The sequence below is a fragment of the Sinanaerobacter sp. ZZT-01 genome, assembly GCF_035621135.1.
Taxonomy (GTDB): Bacteria; Bacillota; Clostridia; order Peptostreptococcales; family Anaerovoracaceae; genus IOR16.
This window is the reverse complement of sequence record NZ_CP141728.1, coordinates 2,651,595-2,669,351: the sequence shown is the minus strand read 5'-3', so window position 1 is coordinate 2,669,351 and position 17,757 is coordinate 2,651,595. Positions and strand designations below refer to the sequence as shown.

16 protein-coding genes are annotated in these 17,757 nt (G+C 38.5%); 3 read left to right on the top strand and 13 right to left on the bottom strand.

The window, feature by feature from the left end; all coding sequences use genetic code 11:
* Positions 1 to 174 precede the first annotated feature (174 nt).
* From U5921_RS12950 to U5921_RS12930, 5 genes are all read right to left on the bottom strand, one after another.
* On the bottom strand, positions 175 to 936 hold the full coding sequence (locus U5921_RS12950; RefSeq protein ID WP_324823878.1) for a LytTR family DNA-binding domain-containing protein: 762 nt from the start codon (positions 934 to 936) through the stop codon (positions 175 to 177).
* Positions 936 to 1,427: a GyrI-like domain-containing protein gene (locus U5921_RS12945; protein ID WP_324823877.1), complete on the bottom strand. Its 492-nt coding sequence runs from the start codon at positions 1,425 to 1,427 to the stop codon at positions 936 to 938. Before U5921_RS12945 ends, U5921_RS12950 begins: the two co-directional genes overlap by 1 nt.
* Before the next feature lie 231 nt (positions 1,428 to 1,658).
* Entirely contained in the window at positions 1,659 to 2,492 is an 834-nt protein-coding gene (locus U5921_RS12940; RefSeq protein WP_324823876.1) for an arginase family protein, read from the bottom strand.
* A gap of 597 nt (positions 2,493 to 3,089) precedes the next feature.
* Positions 3,090 to 4,085: an ornithine cyclodeaminase family protein gene (locus U5921_RS12935; protein ID WP_324823875.1), complete on the bottom strand. Its 996-nt coding sequence runs from the start codon at positions 4,083 to 4,085 to the stop codon at positions 3,090 to 3,092.
* Positions 4,085 to 5,053, bottom strand: coding sequence for a threonine/serine dehydratase (locus tag U5921_RS12930; RefSeq protein ID WP_324823874.1), 969 nt, complete (start codon positions 5,051 to 5,053; stop codon positions 4,085 to 4,087). Before U5921_RS12930 ends, U5921_RS12935 begins: the two co-directional genes overlap by 1 nt.
* A gap of 156 nt (positions 5,054 to 5,209) precedes the next feature.
* Here U5921_RS12930 and U5921_RS12925 point away from each other — a divergent pair, with 156 nt between their 5' ends.
* A complete protein-coding gene (locus tag U5921_RS12925; RefSeq protein ID WP_324823873.1) occupies positions 5,210 to 6,664 on the top strand; it encodes a PLP-dependent aminotransferase family protein in 1,455 nt (484 codons plus the stop codon).
* Positions 6,665 to 6,968: 304 nt separating this feature from the next.
* On the opposite strand, the gene rlmD is transcribed toward U5921_RS12925, so the two are convergent.
* From rlmD to ruvC, 8 genes are all read right to left on the bottom strand, one after another.
* On the bottom strand, positions 6,969 to 8,174 hold the full coding sequence (rlmD, locus tag U5921_RS12920) for a 23S rRNA (uracil(1939)-C(5))-methyltransferase RlmD (protein ID WP_324823872.1): 1,206 nt from the start codon (positions 8,172 to 8,174) through the stop codon (positions 6,969 to 6,971).
* A 38-nt stretch (positions 8,175 to 8,212) separates the two neighbouring features.
* The gene (gene metA / locus U5921_RS12915) at positions 8,213 to 9,136 is read right to left on the bottom strand and encodes a homoserine O-acetyltransferase MetA (RefSeq protein WP_324823871.1); all 924 of its coding nucleotides are present in this window, start codon (positions 9,134 to 9,136) and stop codon (positions 8,213 to 8,215) included.
* 159 nt (positions 9,137 to 9,295) lie between these two features.
* Positions 9,296 to 10,417 carry a tRNA guanosine(34) transglycosylase Tgt gene (gene tgt, locus U5921_RS12910; protein WP_324823870.1) on the bottom strand — a complete coding sequence of 374 codons (1,122 nt, stop codon included), beginning with the start codon at positions 10,415 to 10,417 and terminating at the stop codon, positions 9,296 to 9,298.
* A 134-nt stretch (positions 10,418 to 10,551) separates the two neighbouring features.
* Positions 10,552 to 11,592 carry a tRNA preQ1(34) S-adenosylmethionine ribosyltransferase-isomerase QueA gene (queA, locus tag U5921_RS12905; protein ID WP_324823869.1) on the bottom strand — a complete coding sequence of 347 codons (1,041 nt, stop codon included), beginning with the start codon at positions 11,590 to 11,592 and terminating at the stop codon, positions 10,552 to 10,554.
* A 29-nt stretch (positions 11,593 to 11,621) separates the two neighbouring features.
* Positions 11,622 to 13,001: a SpoIID/LytB domain-containing protein gene (locus tag U5921_RS12900; RefSeq protein ID WP_324823868.1), complete on the bottom strand. Its 1,380-nt coding sequence runs from the start codon at positions 12,999 to 13,001 to the stop codon at positions 11,622 to 11,624.
* A 7-nt stretch (positions 13,002 to 13,008) separates the two neighbouring features.
* On the bottom strand, positions 13,009 to 14,019 hold the full coding sequence (ruvB, locus tag U5921_RS12895; protein WP_324823867.1) for a Holliday junction branch migration DNA helicase RuvB: 1,011 nt from the start codon (positions 14,017 to 14,019) through the stop codon (positions 13,009 to 13,011).
* Between the two features lie 16 nt (positions 14,020 to 14,035).
* Positions 14,036 to 14,620 (bottom strand): Holliday junction branch migration protein RuvA, encoded by a 585-nt coding sequence (ruvA, locus tag U5921_RS12890; RefSeq protein WP_324823866.1) that lies wholly within the window; start codon positions 14,618 to 14,620, stop codon positions 14,036 to 14,038.
* 95 nt (positions 14,621 to 14,715) lie between these two features.
* Positions 14,716 to 15,213: a crossover junction endodeoxyribonuclease RuvC gene (ruvC, locus tag U5921_RS12885; RefSeq protein ID WP_324823865.1), complete on the bottom strand. Its 498-nt coding sequence runs from the start codon at positions 15,211 to 15,213 to the stop codon at positions 14,716 to 14,718.
* Positions 15,214 to 15,409: 196 nt separating this feature from the next.
* Here ruvC and argR point away from each other — a divergent pair, with 196 nt between their 5' ends.
* Together argR and recN are read left to right on the top strand one after the other, a co-directional pair.
* Entirely contained in the window at positions 15,410 to 15,859 is a 450-nt protein-coding gene (argR, locus tag U5921_RS12880) for an arginine repressor (RefSeq protein ID WP_324823864.1), read from the top strand.
* Positions 15,860 to 15,870: 11 nt separating this feature from the next.
* A complete protein-coding gene (gene recN, locus U5921_RS12875; RefSeq protein ID WP_324823863.1) occupies positions 15,871 to 17,553 on the top strand; it encodes a DNA repair protein RecN in 1,683 nt (560 codons plus the stop codon).
* Positions 17,554 to 17,757 lie beyond the last annotated feature (204 nt).

The window sequence follows — 17,757 nt, the reverse complement described above, 5'->3', positions numbered from 1 at the left end:
TGGTAGAAGCCGATGTAAGAGTTGCCCCGATAACTGATTCAACAAATGAAAAAAACAGTAAAATTTCGTACATTGCCCTTGCCTCCTCCTTTCTTTATTTCATCTTATCTCAAAATAAGCATAAAAACTGTTCTTGGGGTAATTGCTATTATTTTAGGGAGAATTGGCATGTTTTCAGCCCTCTATGAACATTTGAAACCGCAAAAACTCCTTCTTTAACTTCTGGTAGGTACGGTAAGGGTAAGGGGTACGTTCACCAGTATCAAAAAAGATGGCATCCTTTGAAATCTGTCGTATGTATTTAAGATTCAGACTCAGAGAAGCACCGCATCGGACAAAATATTTGTCCTGTGCAAGCAACTCAAAAAGTTCTGAGGCTGTCATGCGAACCTCCAGCTTCTTTCCCTGGATCGTATGAATGATCTGATAGTTCTTCCGCCCCGTTTCTGTAAACACCACATCTCGCGGTGTAAGACGAGTGATACCATCTGGCGTCTTCAGGGTGATAATGTTTTGCTGATCCGCATTCATTCGTGATATGATCTTATCCAAAGCAGCAAAGAGCCCATCTTCTGTATAGGGCTTAACCAGATATTGTGCAGCATCCACTTCAAAGGCGTCAAGGGCATGGTCCCGTGATGTGGTGAGGAATATGATTTCAACTCCATCCTCAAGATGACGCAGTTCTCTTGCCGCATCCGTGCCCAGCATCCCGGCCATGTAGACATCTAGCAATAACACGTCAAAGCCTCCCTGCTCAGCCACATACGATAATAGTTCTAACGGTGCAATGAATGAGCAGGTTTTAATATCATATTGTGGGTGCTCATGAGCATACTTTATGAGTAATTCTTGCGCGTTTGTAAGCTCTTGAGGCTCGTCGTCACAGATTGCAATATTGATCATTGGCCTATGCTCCTTTCTGTCATGCCACATCAATTCTTTTTCTTTAGAGTAATCGGAATCCAGATTTCTTCGGTTGCATTCTCATCAAGAGGATTATAGCCTTCTTCTAATATCTCAAAATACTCGCGATTATCAAGCTCGTATCCGGATTCAGGAAGCCAAATTTGATAGATATATTTCATAGATTGTACAAATCTACTGGCTGGACCTACATGGGTGAATACTCCATATGTGCCTCCTTCGATAATATATCCCTCCATTTGATTTGGAATATGATCATGATTAGAGACCTCAACCGCTGCCCATTTTGTAAAGTTAATAGCAGGATTAAAGGAAGCGTAATCAAATAGGCTAGGATAAATCTGCATGGAATAATAGAACGAATCAACTCTGTCTTGTATTTGTTTCCTAGCAGGCATAAAAGATTGCCATAGTTCCATTGTGCTATCATTGATGTAAGACATTTCTGTACGTTTGCCTACCAAGAGCTTTTTCCCGATAATTTCTATACGATTTTTCATATATTTAACCTCTATCTCTTTTTCTATAAACTTAACTCAAGTTAAAAATTGTATCAAGAATTGTTTAACTTGAATTAAGCTTAGATGTATTTGCATTGACTTACTTTTGTATTATTTTTGAAATTAGGTTTTAGCATTTTCCCAGCTTCACGATTGCTTCCGTATGCCGTGATGCTGCAATAACGATGTCATACGAATCTAGTTGTGCCTTATGGAATAGTTTTAACTATTTTATAGGTTCAAGCCTAGTTGTATGATATCCGATAATATTTTTATATTCTTCTCATCTGATGGAATATATTCCAATAAACTCAAGCCCACAATATTGAAATTTTCTTTTAGCTGCGTTAATAACTCAAAGAGCAATTGTGATTCTAACCCATTTGGCTCCGGCACCATAACATATGGGAATTCATTCATATCTAAAACATCCAAATCAATGTGTATGTAGATGTTGTTTGAATTTTTTGTTTTAATTATACTGATAACATGTTCAATATTGTTAACTATCTCTTCTATGCTCATTTGATTAATTTTACGCTCTTCTATATATTTACGTTCAGGTTCATCCAAACTTCTTTGCCCAATTAGGACAATTTGTGAAGGCAATAATTGTGAAAATAATATCTCCGCTATCTTCGAGTCTCCATCCCCCAATAGTGTCCTTAAAGGCATGCCATGAAAATTTTTACTAGGAGATGATTCAGGGGTATTTAAATCACCATGAGCATCAATCCATAAAACAGTCATATCCCCTTTAAATTTTTTATTCAAATATGACACCGGAACTATTTCTACATCACAACCTCCACCAATGGTAAAGATACTTTCCGGCTCTTCCGCTGAAACCATTAAGCTGGCATTTTTTAGTTGCGTAAGAATTTTTGAATAGCCTAAAATGTCATTAACTATCTCATCAATCTCTTCATCATCCACCTCAATCTCAGATAAATGGTAGTTCTCAAGATACTTTTCTTTTATTTCTTGCGCTCCCGTTAAAAGGATTTTGTTTCTTCCTGCTCCCTGCCATTGTGGGAAAAATAAATTCATATGATTTTTTACCATATCCTTTTCCTCTCAATCTTTTAATTCTTTAGAGCTTTCGTTCCATAACAATTTATATAGCATATATCATTCCAACAAATGTTTTGATTGAAAACGTTATTTTTATTTGCATTAGCCCCTTCTACAGAGCAACAATTGATTAATCTCCTCTAAAAATATTAATAGACTAAAATTTCCCGATATTTTCAAAATATAACTTTCAATTACTCGTTCCTTTATGCAGTATACCACAAAGAATAAGACCATTTAAGTTAATTTAACTTTCCGTAGGAATGTGTAATTCACATATTCACTCTATTTAAAAAGGGCAGCAACCGTCCTTTTTCTGTCCAGTTTTTGCCCTAAATTCACTTTCAAATCACATAGTCTTTGATTTCATCTATTTAATTATCTCTTCTCCAACAAACAAACACATTCCGTATGCCTTGAATAGACAATAATGATGACGTCAGAATCCACTGATTTCTTGGCGGAAGGATTTTTCTCGACAATTTACTTTTTATATACTTCTTAAAACTGATTCGTATCTACGCAGGCTGACACAAAAAACGAAGATGGGGATGTAAAGTAAAAACACAGATGTATGTCAAAATGATATTAGATATTTACATCAAAAACCTCAATATTCTTTCCAACGTTATTTTTGATAGCTTTTCGGTATACAAATAGTGACGTATTAATATCCTGCACTGATAAGCCGGTAGCATCAAAAATGGTAATCTCGTTCTCATTTTCTCTACCACACTTTTGGCCAAGCAGTATTTCACCTATCTCAGCATGTATGTTATCGTCAGTAATATGACCTGCCTTGAATGGATGCTGAGTATCACCTCTTTTTTTGCATTCCATTCTACTATCGTTGACAATTTTTGCCCTCATGAAAATACTAGGATCAAGTTCTTGCTTACCCTCCATATCGCATCCTATCGCATTGATATGTGTCCCCGGCTTTACCCATTGATCGTATACAAGTGCATTGTGACTGGCTGTCGCAGTAATAACAATTTCAGCATTCTCAACGGCCTCCTGAGCAGATGTGGCACTGAAATGGATGTCAGGATGTTGACTTTGCATCTCCTCGACATATTTTTCTTGACCCTCAATCCCGTATACTCTAACATTTTTAATGTTGAAATATTTTGATAGAGCCATAACCTGTAATCGCGCTTGCATCCCCGTGCCGATCATAGCAATATTTTCAGCATCCTTTCTTGCCAGACAAAGAGCGCCGATTGTTCCTGCAGCGGCTGTCCTATATCCAGTTATCAATGTCCCATCCAGTATACATATCGGGACACCGTTTGCAGCATCAAACAAACATATCATTGCTAAACCCGATGGGAGATTGTATTTTTTTGGATTGTCCCAATATCCCCCCGCCATCTTTATTCCAATTATATCTTCTTGCTCTGAATACCCCATCTTGAAGTCCATTTCTCCATTAAACTTATGAGCCATTAACGATACAACAGGTGGCATTTGCACTACTCCCCTATTAAACGCCATGTATCCAGCTTTAACTGCTTCAACAGTATCTTCAATTGTAAGTAGTGATTGCACCTCATTCAGATTCAATAGAAGTGTGTTCATCATTAGTCCTCCTTCACATATTTATCAACAATGGTCTTGACACGTTTTGTGTCAAGATTACTTCCGGTTACAACTATTCCGACTTTCTTATCCTTAACTTCGATCTTCTCAGATATTAAAGCTGCTATGCCAGCAACTCCAGAACCTTCTACGATAAGGTGATGCTTGTCAATCATATAAAATATTGCCTGCTGTATCGACTCTTCGTCAATAAGCACCATGTCATCAACAACAGCATTAAAATCATTAATCATGCTAGCACTGATATCACCTGTAAGCCCATCCGCCCAAGAATCACCAAACACTTCTTTAATATATTTTTTTTGATAAAAAGCTTCAAACCACGGCTTCGATACTTGAGGTTGAACACCAATTACTTTAACATTTGGATTTATGCCCTTAACTGCTGTTGCAACACCCGTCATAAGTCCCCCACCGCCGACAGGAACTATTACCATATCAAGATCACTTTCCTCTTGGAGCATTTCTAATCCAACAGTGCCTTGACCGGCCATTATCATCGGATCATCATAAGCAGGGATGTAAGTTCTGCCAGTTTGCTTCTCCATTTCATGAGCTATTCGTTCACTATCATCATAATCCTTTCCCTTGACTACCACAGTAACTCCATATCGTTTTGTGTTTTCAATTTTAGTCTCTGGTGCACTCTCTGGAATGACAATTACAGTATCGACATTGAGTGCTCTTGCGATATATGCCACGCCTTGAGCATGGTTACCCGCCGAAGCAGTGATAATCCCTGCTGATTTTTCTTCTTGTGTCAATTGTAATATTTTGTTCGCAGCGCCACGCAGTTTGAATGATCCTGTGGTTTGACACGACTCAAGTTTTAAATAGATCTCCGCATTAAGTGATTCTGATAATTTAGGTGAATATTCAAATGGCGTTTTCCTGATAAACGAATCAATTCTCTTTTTTGCACCAAGTATGTCTGTAAATTGTATAAACATTTTTTTCCTCCTTAAACTACAGGTATAATTACCAACAATAAATTGCATAATTATGACCAACTGTTATAATTATAGCTATATACTAATTAAAATAAACACGTTCGTCCACATCACTATTTTTTTTAACTACCCAACCGTAAATATAAGGAGTATACCATGTTTGAAGAATGGAGTCTTAATTTTGAAAGTAGCACTCCCTGCTATTTACAAATTTATAGTTATATAAAGAGCTGTATCTTTTCTGGGACCTTACCCATTGGAACAAAGTTACCGACTCAAAAAGAGCTCGCTATCCAATTTGGCGTTAATAGAAGTACAGTAGTTACGGCTACCGAATTACTTGCTGCGGACGATCTTATAAAAAGTAATGGCAAAGGAGGCACAATTGTCAAGAATAATGCTTCTTCTCTTAACGCGCCACCACCACCGAACTGGACTTCCTATATCCATGCAGGAAGTCACTATCCAAATAAAAGTACCGTTCAACTGATTAATAATAACGAACATCGTACCGATATCTACGCCTTGACTCGTCCAGAGCTATCAAAAGAATTGTTCATACCAGAAATGCTGAAGGAAATGCGAATGTATAATGCGCTAGATCCCGATTCTCTCGGATACGATCACCCAAATGGCAATTTTTTGTTACGAGAGAACTTGTGCAGCTATTATGCCGATCTTGGCGTAAAGGTAAACCCTGATCAAATTCTAATAGTATCAGGTGCATTGCAAGCATTATACCTTATCTCGGCTGGCATCTTATTTAGAGGCTCGGCGATTTTGACCGAGGCCCAATCTTATATTTATAGTGTTAATGTTTTTCAATCTGCTGGTATGAGGTTGTTTGGAATTCCAGCCGATGAGAATGGTATTAGTATAGCTAATCTTGAAAAAACTCACTCACAGACGAATGCCTCTATTTTATACAGCATTCCAAATTTCAACAACCCAACTGGAATATTGATGAGTGAGGAAAGAAAGAAAAGGCTCTATCAATTTTGCCAAAACAGAAAACTTCCAGTGATAGAGGATGATACCTATCGTGAATTGTATTTTACAGAGCGCAAACCAATTCCACTTAAGTTTTATGATACGAATGAGCTTATTCTACTTGTTGGAAGCTGCTCAAAGGTTTTGTTTCCAGGATTCAGACTTGGCTGGATAGTAGGAACGAAACCCGTTATCGATAGGCTTGCAGACATCAAAACTCAGATTGATTTGGGAACAAATACACTTTCACAAAGACTAATGAACTTTCTAGTGGAGAGTACTTATTATTCACAGCATCTAGAACACATTAGAGGATGCCTCAGAGAGCGGCGCGACTTTGTACTTGATATCCTCAATCGCAATTTCCATGGACTCTGCAGTTGGAGTATCCCAAAAGGTGGTGTGTACATTTGGCTTAGTATCAACCCCAATATATCCGTTTCTAAACTTTTTCAGAGATGTCTGAAAAACAAAGTTCTGTTTTGTCCAGGAGATATATATTCAAGTCATGCGAATAATTCAATTAGGATTTCCTATTCATATCTCCCGCTAAGAGACCTAGAATGCAGTTTACTGTTGCTTAAGCAGTGTATGCTAGAGGAATTAAATTTGATGTCCTAATTTAGAAATTGAAAGTACTAGACATCATTAATTATTCAAGCTCCCATATCTTGAGCCAAACAATAAAATCTTTATATTCCTCCCTTACTGATTTTTTGAAATAACAAATAGGCAGAATATTTTTGCCTATTTTAAAGGGGCAAAACCGCTATTTTCTACTCGATTTTTGCCCCGCATTTTCTTAAAACCCACAACATATTGCAGTTATATTTCGTTATTTATTATCAGAACCATATTTTGTCATCTTTTTTATCACCTCAAGGGTTTCCCAAATTCCGAATATGTCAAAATCGCCACAAACCCCTTATTTTTCAATGATTTTGCTACGCTCCAACAAACAAACTACCTCTGTATGTTTCGTGTGTGGAAAATTATCAAATACTTTGCCTATCTTTGCCTCATAGCCGCCAAGCCTAGCCATATCCAGATTTTCAGCTAAAGTTTTTGGATTACAAGAGATATAGACAATTTGTTTTACCCCATAGCTCAAAATCTTTTGCATGGCTTTGGGATGAATGCCAACACGTGGAGGATCTACAACGATAACATCTGGCTTTTGCTCTAACTGCTCCAATACCTTAAAAACATCTCCGGCAATAAAACTGCAATTCTCAAGACCGTTTTCCTGTGCATTTTCTCTCGCCGCTTCAACTGCTTCTTCCACAAGTTCTACACCAATCGCTTCTTTCGCACGTAATGCCAACGCTTGTGTGATTGTTCCAGTTCCGCAGTAGAGATCAAAGACTGTTTTTCCTTCGATCGAATCAATCATTGCTATCGCTTCAGAATAAAGTTTTTCAACTGCCAATACATTCGTCTGGAAAAAAGAAAAAGCACTGACTTTAAACTTTAATCCCATAATTTTTTCATTATAATAATTTCGCCCATATAAAACTTCCAGGCGATCACATTTTACTGCATCAGCAATCCCATCGTTATAGGTATGTAATACCCCTACCAGTTGATTCTGCAAAGGTAATGCTTGTAAACAGGCAACAAATGCCTCATCATCAAACGCAAACTGTGAAGTCGTCACAATATTAACTAAAAGCTCATTCGTGTGCTGACCTTTTCTTACAATCAGATTGCGCATCAAACCTTTATGTGATTTTTTATGATAGAACGAATATTCCTTTTCTTTGCAAAAATCCAGACTTGCCTTTAAGACTATATTGAAATCCGGATCGACCAGCTGGCATTCATCTACTGTAATGATAGACATAAAGCGTCCACGCTTATGCATCCCTAAAGTCATCGGTCCATCCTTGACCTCATCTCCAAAGGTATACTCCATTTTATTTCGATAAGCATACTGCAAGGGACTTCCCTCAATACCTAAGAACTTCTGTGGCATTACTTTTTTGTTTTCCAAAAGCCGTATGACCTCTTTACCTTTTAAGTTCAATTGATCTTGATAATCTAATTCTTGATAAATACAACCACCGCAATCGGCATTGTGTCTACATATCTCCACTCTCTTACTCCTTCTATCCGACTCGCTTCTCTTCATGAAAGAACGGAATTCCACCTCAAAAGAAACTAATTTCTTTATTTCATAGAATCCAATTCATTCAAATCATAAGGAGTCTCTTGATATACATAATTCAACCAATTTGCGAAAAACAAATTGGCATGCCCGCTCCATTTCACAACTACTTTCTTTTTCGGATTATCGTCCTTAAAGTAATTCAGCGGTACCTTGACATTCGCTCCTTTTGCAACGTCACGTTCATATTCCAACTTTAAAGTGTCCCAATCATATTCCGCATGCCCCTGCACAAAAATCATTCGCTTATTTTTCGTTGCAGTAATATGCGGTCCGGCAATTTTTGATTCCGCTAGAATCTTTAATTCCGGTATAGTAAGAATATCCTCTTTCTTAACTTGTGTACGTCTAGAATGTGGCGCATAAAATATCTCATCAAACCCTCGAACCAATTCGGATTTTTTGTCTTTCACTACATGCTCAAATACACCGAAAAGCTTTTCAGGCAGCTCATACTTCGGAATGCCGTAATGATGGTAAAGCGCAGCCTGTGCTCCCCAACAGATATGTAATGTGCTAAATACATTATCCTTTGTATAATCCATAATTTCAGAAAGCTCTTTCCAATAATCCACCTTTTCAAATGGCAAAGTTTCAACCGGTGCTCCCGTGATAATCATTCCATCAAAACGCCGATTTTTTATGCCTTCATAAGTTTTATAGAAATTTTCCAGATGTTTAGAATCCGTATTTTTTGATTCGTGACTTCCCATTGTCAGTAAATTCAGATCCACTTGAAGCGGTGTATTCGCAAGCAAACGAATCATTTGAGTCTCCGTAATTTCCTTTGTTGGCATCAAATTCACAATTGCAATGCTCAGAGGACGAATGTCCTGCTTTTGTGCCCGATGCTCATACATGACAAATACATTCTCTTCTCTTAATGTTCTATAAGCAGGCAATCCTTTTGGTACTAATATTGGCATGACAATCCTCCCTTTCCTTTTTCAAATATGTTACAATGTATTCTGACAGATTCCTTACCTTATCATAAATTGTGTTATTTTGAATAGCGTCCTTGTTGTTTCAGATTTTCACTAATTCAATCTACTTTATTGTAATAAATCTTTTCTAAATCCTTTTCTTTAAAATTTGCCATAGGCATCAAAAAATTCTTTCTTGTATGCAAGAAAACGATCTTCTTCAATGGAGGCCCGTATCTTTTCCATTGTATGCACTAAAAAATGAAGATTATGATTCGTTAAGAGCATTCCTGATAAAATTTCATTCGCTTTAAACAGATGGCGTAAATATGCTTTTGAATAATTGCGACAGGTATAGCAGTCACAATTCGGATCAAGTGGTGAAAAATCCCTTTCATAAGCGGCATTCTTAATCACAACACGTCCCATTGACGTCATCGCTGTTCCGTTTCTTGCAATTCTGGTCGGCAGTACACAGTCAAACATATCAATTCCACGTTCAACCCCTTCAAAAAGGCAATCCGGGCTTCCTACGCCCATTAAGTAACGAGGCTTTTCCTTTGGAAGGTAATCCACACAATCATCAAGAACCTCATACATCAATTCTTTCGGCTCTCCAACACTGAGTCCCCCAATGGAATAGCCCGGCAAGTCCATCTCCACAATCTGCATTGCACTCTCATAGCGCAAATCCTTGTACATACCCCCTTGCATGATTCCAAACAAAGATTGCTGCTCGATATTTTCGTGTGCTTTTTTACAGCGTGAAAGCCAGCGTGTCGTTCGCTCCAATGAGTTTTTTACATAGCTCCGATCTGCCGGATAAGGTGCACATTCATCAAAGGCCATTATAATATCCGACCCCAAAGCATTCTGCACCTCCATTGATTTTTCCGGTGTAAAGAAATGTTTGGAACCGTCAATATGTGAACGGAATTCTACGCCTTCTTCCTTAATCTTACGCAAATCACCCAGACTAAATACCTGAAATCCACCGCTGTCTGTTAAAATAGCACGATCCCAGTTCATAAATTTGTGCAAGCCTCCGGCTTCTTTCACAATGCTGTGTCCAGGGCGCAGATAGAGGTGGTATGTGTTCGATAAAATGATCTGTGCACCCAATTCCTTTACCTGCTCGGGCCGCATTGCTTTCACAGTTGCAGCCGTTCCAACCGGCATAAATACCGGTGTTTCTATATCACCGTGTGGCGTATGCACTCTCCCTCTTCTTGCCTTGCTTTTCTCATCTGTTTTCAGCAATTCATAGGTAACCGCATGTTTCATATGTTATTTTCCCTTTCTATTTAACAGTCAGCTTTTTATTAGAATTTGTTTCTTCAGAACGCCCTGCTTACAATCTATTTTTCACAATCTTTTCAATTGCATTCCATCTTTTTAGAAATGAGTTTAAGTCACTGTTATTCAATAAACATCGCATCACCATAGCTAAAAAAACGATATTCTTTCTTTACAGCATCCTCATAAATCTTCATCATCTTATCTTTATCATAAAGTGCGGAAATCAGCATTAAGAGCGTAGATTTCGGCAAGTGAAAATTCGTAATCAAGCAATCAATGACTTGAAATTGATAACCCGGATATATAAAGATATCGGTATTCCCATGCCCTGCTTTTACAAGCCCATTCTCCTGTGCCGCACTCTCCAAAGTTCTGGTTGAAGTTGTCCCAACAGAAACAATCCTGCCTCCATTTTTCTTCGTATCATTTATTAATCGTGCATTTTCTTCATCAATGTGATATTCTTCAAAATGCATTCGATGTTCCTCTACCACATCACATTTTACAGGACGAAATGTGCCAATTCCAACATGAAGTGTAACATAAGCAATCTGTACCCCTTTTTTTCTTGCCTTCTCTAAAAGCTCCTTCGTAAAGTGCAGTCCTGCTGTTGGTGCAGCAACAGAACCTTCTTCCTGACAATAAACCGTCTGATAGCGCTCTTTATCTTCCGCTTCACTTTTTCGATCAATGTAAGGTGGAAGCGGAATGGTTCCGATTTCATCTAACAGAGCTAGAAAATCTCCGGAATAGTGGAACTGTACCATGCGAGTTCCATCCTCTCCATAACTTAAAACCTCTGCTTCCAGTTCTTCTCCGTGTTCGCCTTGAAATAAAACCGAATCACCTGGATGCAGCTTTTTACCTGGTTTCACCAGAGTTTCCCATATATCTCCCGCTTTTCTTTTTATCAATAAAAATTCGATCTTTGCCCCTGTATTTTTCTTCACGCCAAATAATCTGGCCGGAATCACCTTCGAGTTGTTCATAACCAGACAATCTCCGGCATTTAGGTAATCAACCACGTCATAAAAATGTTTATCTTCAACTGTATCATTCTTGCGATGAAGCACCAAAAGCCGCGAAGCATCCCGTTTGTCTGTGGGATGCTGTGCAATTAGTTTCTCCGGCAAATAATATTCAAAATCGCTTACTTGCATACTTTCTAACCTTCCTATTTTACTTGATTTTAATAGATTTCTGCATCCGTATAAAAATATTTTAATATTTCATCATAACGCATGCCTTGATTTGCCATAGCGATTGCACTGTCTTGTGCCATACCGATTCCATGGCCGTACCCTTTTCCCTCAAACGTGACACTTCCATTAGTAACTGTCTCTGTCACCGAAGAACTTTTGCCTGAAATCGTTTGCTTAGAGCCACCGTTTGATACGACTAAGCCATCCACATTATGTACCTGCTTGTTGCCGGAAGAAGAAATAATCACAAGTGACTGATTGACATTTGCCGACTGTGATCCATTGCTTACCGATAATGCATTGCCATTTGATGTATTTTTTGACGAATCGCTCGAAATAGAAAATTGCGTTGACTTTAATGAACTTCCGCCTAAAACAGTACGTACCGATTCCTTCTTCAAAGTAATTGTGTTTTTATTTCCCACAATCGTCAATTCAGAAACTGCGCCGGATTCATTACGGGCACTTATACTTACGGATTGAACCGTTCCGGGATCGTATCCGCAGACTTCCAAGCGAGATTGAATTTGATCAAAGCTCATTGTCGCCGTCCACGAATAATCAGGACAGTACTCATCCTTTACCGCCGCTAAATATGGTAGTTGCGTACTCCACACATCCTTGCTGTTTTGAGTATACCCCCCACTATTTTTATGATAGTAAGCCGCCGCTGGCTTTCCGTCCGAATAAAGAATTTTTCCGCTAGTTTCATCCACTGCCTGGTTCGTTTTTTCTTTTTCCCAAGAATAACCATTATATACCTGACAATGCGTTGTAGCACAAACATGGAATCCATAGCTCTTATGTACATATAAATTTGTCATCGCATAGCTTCTTGCGGCAACTGCCTGTGCTTTTAAAGCTTCCAACGGTGCGGCCTGTCCCATTTCTCCTTGTAAAACACCATAGAGATAATGATCCATTGTGATATAATTAAGCACCATTATTTTATTATTTCCATCTGGGATCAACTGTATTCCATCACGATATGGCTTACCTTCATAATAAATCAAACCATCTTTTTCATAGTCCATCGTCATGATGCAGTCATCTTTTCCTAGACTTGTTGAAATCACAGACCCATCTTCACTGCGAAGTACCACCATCCCATTTTCCACTGAGGCGGTTAAATCTGTATATGCGGAAATAGGAAGCGTCTCTTCAAACGCATCATCCTCAACATTAATAATTTGAAAGCCCGTTTCACTCGTCAGCCGGCAGGATGAAACAGCCGTACTCCCATACTTTAACCCAACTTTTATGTAATCCGGTACCTGCGATGCAAATACAAGCATTGGTGATGAGAAAAAAGCAAAGATAAGCAACAGACATAACGTGCAGTGAAAAACTTTTTTCGTTCGATCCATAATCTACCTACCCTTCCGACGGTTGTACAATGCCAAGATGTTTATAAGCATCTTCCGAAACCATTCTTCCTTTTTGTGTGCGGTGCAGCAATCCTGATTGAATTAGATACGGTTCATAGACATCCTCTATCGTAATCCGTTCTTCACCAATCGACGCTGCAATCGTATCTATTCCTACCGGACCACCTTTAAAGCGTTCGATGATAATCCTTAAAATTTCACGGTCAAGCCCTTCCAGCCCCAATGCGTCAATTCCTAGAGAATGCAGTGTTTTTTCCGTGATTTCACGATCAATTACACCAGTGCCCTTCACCTGACTAAAATCACGAACACGCTTTAATAAACGGTTTGCTACACGAGGAGTTCCTCTTGAGCAGCGTGCCAGTTCAACAAGACAATCTGCTTTGATGGACACATTTAAAATCTCAGCGGAACGCTTTATAATCTCAGCCAGCTCATCATTTTGATACATTTCAAATTTGCAGATTACACCAAAACGGTCTCGAAGCGGTGCAGATAAACTGCCCGCTCTCGTTGTCGCACCAATCAAAGTGAATCTTGATAAATCCAGACGAATCGAACGTGCTGACGGACCTTTCCCGATAATAATATCTAGGGCATAGTCTTCCATAGCAGAATACAAGACCTCTTCAACCGAACGATTCAGACGATGAATTTCATCAATAAACAACACATCCCCATCCTTTAGATTTGTTAAGATTGCAGCCAGATCGCCGGCCCGCTCAATCGCAGGTCCAGAAGTAATCCGTAAATCTACACCAAGTTCATTGGCAATAATTCCTGCCAATGTTGTCTTCCCTAGTCCCGGAGGTCCATAAAACAGAACATGGTCTAACGGCTCTTTTCTTATCTGCGCCGCTTCAATAAAGATTTTAAGATTCTCCGTAACACTTTTTTGTCCGATGTATTCTGAAAGACGTTTTGGACGAAGACTCAATTCCATCTCTTCTTCCTCAAGATTTAAATCGGCGGCCGTAATTCTATCTTCAAATTCCATTTACATCCCTCTTTCATTAAAATAGTTTTTTCAGCGCCATCTTTATATATTCCTCAACGGTCAAATCATTTTCCTCAATAGATGCTACCGCACTGACTGCCTCTCCTTTACTGTAGCCAAGAGCAATTAAACCATTGGTCGCCTCAGCTCTTCCATTGTCCGCATGAATCACTTCCACCGCATCATTCAATTCACCGGCACCGCCTATTTTGTCTTTTAGTTCCAAAACAATTCGCTGCGCTGTCTTTTTTCCGATACCGTTAGCTTTTGTCAAAGTTTTTGCATCTTCAAATGCAATTGCCTTTTTCAACTCCCCTACCGACATCGCTGAAAGCAATGCCATCGCTGCTTTTGCGCCAACCCCGCTCACAGTCATAAATTTACGAAACAAATCGATTGCTTCTTCATCTGAAAAACCATAAAGACTGATGTCGTCCTCACGAACGATCATCGCCGTATAGACAGAGACGGCTTCTCCTGCAGAAGCCAAATAGAGTGCAGAATTATCCGGTACGAAAACTTCATATCCAATTCCGTTATTTTCAATAACAATTCCGCCGGGAAATTTCATAGCAACGGTTCCTTTTATGTAATGCAGCATAGTATGCCTCCACTTCTGTTATTTATAATTGAATTCAATATAGACTGCCTCCTGCGACAAATCCAACCTGTTTTGTAAAGGAGAGCATGCAAATATCATTTCAGCTTTGAAAATCGACTATGAAAATCAGCACAATGGCCATGACAAATTGCAGCAGCCAACGCATCTGCTGTATCATCTAATTTCGGTATCTGCTTTAAGTTTAAGATCGTTTTCACCATATGCTGTATCTGTTTTTTTTCCGCTCTTCCATAGCCAATTAGCCCTTGCTTAATTTGAAGTGGCGTATATTCAAATATTTCAAGACCGGAATTGGCACAAGCTAATATTGCCACACCTCTCGCTTGTCCAACTAAAATCGCCGTAGTTGTATTCGTATTAAAAAACAATTGCTCAATCGAAACCACTTCTGGATTATACTCTGCGATGACTTCCATAAGGCCTGCATATAAATGCTTCAATCGATCCGGCATTGCCATATCTTTATCTGTTGTAACTGCACCGTAAGCAATTGGTTTAAAATGATTTCCTTTCATTTCAACAATCCCATAACCCATGATGGCATAACCGGGATCAATTCCTAAAATTTTCATTTTTTATCCATCCTGTTATATTTCTTTTCTTCTCTTTTGTTCTCATATATTGTAGCATATTTTTATAGACTTGTCTTTGAAAACTTGGCTTCTTTTCCTTGCTACAAGGTAAATATATGGTATAATAAATTAATTAGCTAAATAAATAAAAGGCAGGCTATTTCTTGATTTTAAGCAATGCTTTAAGGAGAATTTTATGCGCTATTCAAGACAAAACAAAATTCTTGATATTATCAATCAGCACGAAGTTGAAACCCAAGACAAACTCGTTGAGTTGTTAAAAGAAGCAGGATATCAAGTTACGCAAGCTACCATTTCCAGAGATATTAAAGAACTGCAATTAGTGAAAACACTATCTTCTAAAGGACACTACAAATATGCGGTCAGTGTGAATCTAGACCCCCCTATTTCAGATCGATTTGTCAAGATTTTTAAAGAAACCATTCAAAACATTTCCGCTTCCGGAAACATAATCTTGGTAAAAACCTTAAGTGGGTGTGCACCAGCCGCAGCAGAAGCAGTCGATACACTAAACCTTCCAAATATAATTGGCTCCATCGCAGGAGATAATACTTTTATGCTTGTTGCTGACGATCCGGAGAATGTTCCGCTTATTATACAAAAATTTAATGACATGATGAAATAAGAGGTCTTTTTATGATTTCTCATATCCATATTCGAGATTTTGCAATTATTAATGAATTAGATGTAGATTTCCACCCTGGCTTTAATGTAATCACAGGTGAAACCGGAGCAGGAAAATCCATTATAATAGAAGCAGTCAGTCTTGCACTTGGAAGCCGTGCGGATACTGCTTTTATTCGTTCTGGAAAAGAACGAGCCACGATCGAACTGGTTCTTGAAGGAAATAATGAAATGGTATCCACACTTCTGAAAGAAAACGGCTTGCAAGAGGATGAACAACTAATCATCCGAAGAGAGATTACTTCAAATGGTAAGAGTACTTGTCGCATCAACGGCTCCTTGGTTTCGGTCTCTTTTCTCAACAAATTATGTAAACACGAAGCAGACATTCACGGACAATATGACCATCAATCCCTATTAAATCCAGATCTTCATATTACCTTGCTTGATCTCTATGATGAAGGAAGTATTTCGCCGATGAAAGAAACCGTTGCTTCACTTTTTAATGAATACCAGAAGGTAAAGCAGACTCTGTCTGCTCTTTCGCGTTCAGAAAAGGATGCAAAAAGAAAACGTGATTTTATGCAATTTGAACTGCAAGAAATTACATCTGCGCAGCTCTCTGTCGGTGAAGACAAAGAATTACAAGAACGAATTGTACTTCTTCAAAATAGCGAACGCATTTACCAAAACTTATCTGCCTCCTATTCACTCTTATATGACAGTACCCCTTCTTCTTTAGATGGGATTGGAAAAAGCATGCAGAATTTAGATGAAGTTTCTTCATTTTCAAAAGATATTTCAGAATATACGGAATTGCTTTCTGATTGCTATTATAAGCTGGAAGATCTTTCTTCACAGATTCGCCGTTATTTGGATTCTATGTCCTTTTCCGAACAGGAATTGGATGAAGCAGTCGTTCGAATCGATCAAATCGACGCATTAAAACGCAAGTATGGAAACTCCATTGAAGAAATCCTAGAATACCAGGAACAACTGAAAGCTGATTTAGAATTCATTGAAGATGTTGATACGAAAAAAGAAGATCTGATGCAGCAGCTTTCTATCTTAGAAGATGAATTGCTGCATGCCAGTCAGAGACTTTCCTCTCTGCGCAAGGCGGCTGCAAAAAAAATGGAAGCTCAAATCAACCAAGAATTAAAAGAGCTCAATTTTAATGATGCAAAGCTGTCCATTGCCTTTAAAAGTGAAGAGCCGCAAACGGAACTCACATTTACTCCTGAAGGGATCGATCAAGTGGAATTTTTAATTTCTGCAAATAAAGGGGAAGAAGAAAAACCGCTGGCAAAGATTGCTTCCGGCGGTGAAATTTCTCGTATTATGCTGGCATTTAAAAGAATTATAGGAAAACTCGATCATATCCCATCCATGATTTTTGATGAAATTGATAGTGGGATCAGCGGAATTACAGCAAGCATTGTCGGTAAAAAGTTGAGTCAAATTGCTCAGGATCATCAAATTATCTGTATCACTCATTTACCTCAAATTGCTGCATTTGGGCAATATCATTATCAAATTCAAAAAACTACAAAAGATAATATTACACAAACCAGAGTTCTGCCCCTGTCTCACAAAGAACGGGTAAAGGAAATTGCCAGACTCTTAGGTGGTATCAATATCACAGACACCACCATAAAAAGTGCAGAAGAGCTTCTTTCTCTATCACAAAAATGATAGTTTGCTTCATTTAGATGATAGATCTACTAAACAGACCTTTCCATTTTGGTCTACATAAAAAAGCCGCTCTTGATCTACAACAATTTGTTGTGCGATGTCCGCAGAGCAATATACTATAAAGCTGCTTGCTCTCCACTCTTTTCCAGCAAAGCAATTTCACTGACAAAAAGACTGTCAAGTGCCAGCTTACCAATACGAACA

What these genes read in the sequence shown, in the direction of transcription:
- U5921_RS12950 (WP_324823878.1), bottom strand. Translation starts at nt 936, where the DNA reads ATGTGGCATGACAGAAAGGAGCATAGGCCAATGATCAATATTGCAATC.
- U5921_RS12945 (WP_324823877.1), bottom strand. Translation starts at nt 1,427, where the DNA reads ATGAAAAATCGTATAGAAATTATCGGGAAAAAGCTCTTGGTAGGCAAA.
- U5921_RS12940 (WP_324823876.1), bottom strand. Translation starts at nt 2,492, where the DNA reads ATGGTAAAAAATCATATGAATTTATTTTTCCCACAATGGCAGGGAGCA.
- U5921_RS12935 (WP_324823875.1), bottom strand. Translation starts at nt 4,085, where the DNA reads ATGATGAACACACTTCTATTGAATCTGAATGAGGTGCAATCACTACTT.
- U5921_RS12930 (WP_324823874.1), bottom strand. Translation starts at nt 5,053, where the DNA reads ATGTTTATACAATTTACAGACATACTTGGTGCAAAAAAGAGAATTGAT.
- U5921_RS12925 (WP_324823873.1), top strand. Translation starts at nt 5,210, where the DNA reads ATGTTTGAAGAATGGAGTCTTAATTTTGAAAGTAGCACTCCCTGCTAT.
- rlmD (WP_324823872.1), bottom strand. Translation starts at nt 8,174, where the DNA reads ATGAAGAGAAGCGAGTCGGATAGAAGGAGTAAGAGAGTGGAGATATGT.
- metA (WP_324823871.1), bottom strand. Translation starts at nt 9,136, where the DNA reads ATGCCAATATTAGTACCAAAAGGATTGCCTGCTTATAGAACATTAAGA.
- tgt (WP_324823870.1), bottom strand. Translation starts at nt 10,417, where the DNA reads ATGAAACATGCGGTTACCTATGAATTGCTGAAAACAGATGAGAAAAGC.
- queA (WP_324823869.1), bottom strand. Translation starts at nt 11,592, where the DNA reads ATGCAAGTAAGCGATTTTGAATATTATTTGCCGGAGAAACTAATTGCA.
- U5921_RS12900 (WP_324823868.1), bottom strand. Translation starts at nt 13,001, where the DNA reads ATGGATCGAACGAAAAAAGTTTTTCACTGCACGTTATGTCTGTTGCTT.
- ruvB (WP_324823867.1), bottom strand. Translation starts at nt 14,019, where the DNA reads ATGGAATTTGAAGATAGAATTACGGCCGCCGATTTAAATCTTGAGGAA.
- ruvA (WP_324823866.1), bottom strand. Translation starts at nt 14,620, where the DNA reads ATGCTGCATTACATAAAAGGAACCGTTGCTATGAAATTTCCCGGCGGA.
- ruvC (WP_324823865.1), bottom strand. Translation starts at nt 15,213, where the DNA reads ATGAAAATTTTAGGAATTGATCCCGGTTATGCCATCATGGGTTATGGG.
- argR (WP_324823864.1), top strand. Translation starts at nt 15,410, where the DNA reads ATGCGCTATTCAAGACAAAACAAAATTCTTGATATTATCAATCAGCAC.
- recN (WP_324823863.1), top strand. Translation starts at nt 15,871, where the DNA reads ATGATTTCTCATATCCATATTCGAGATTTTGCAATTATTAATGAATTA.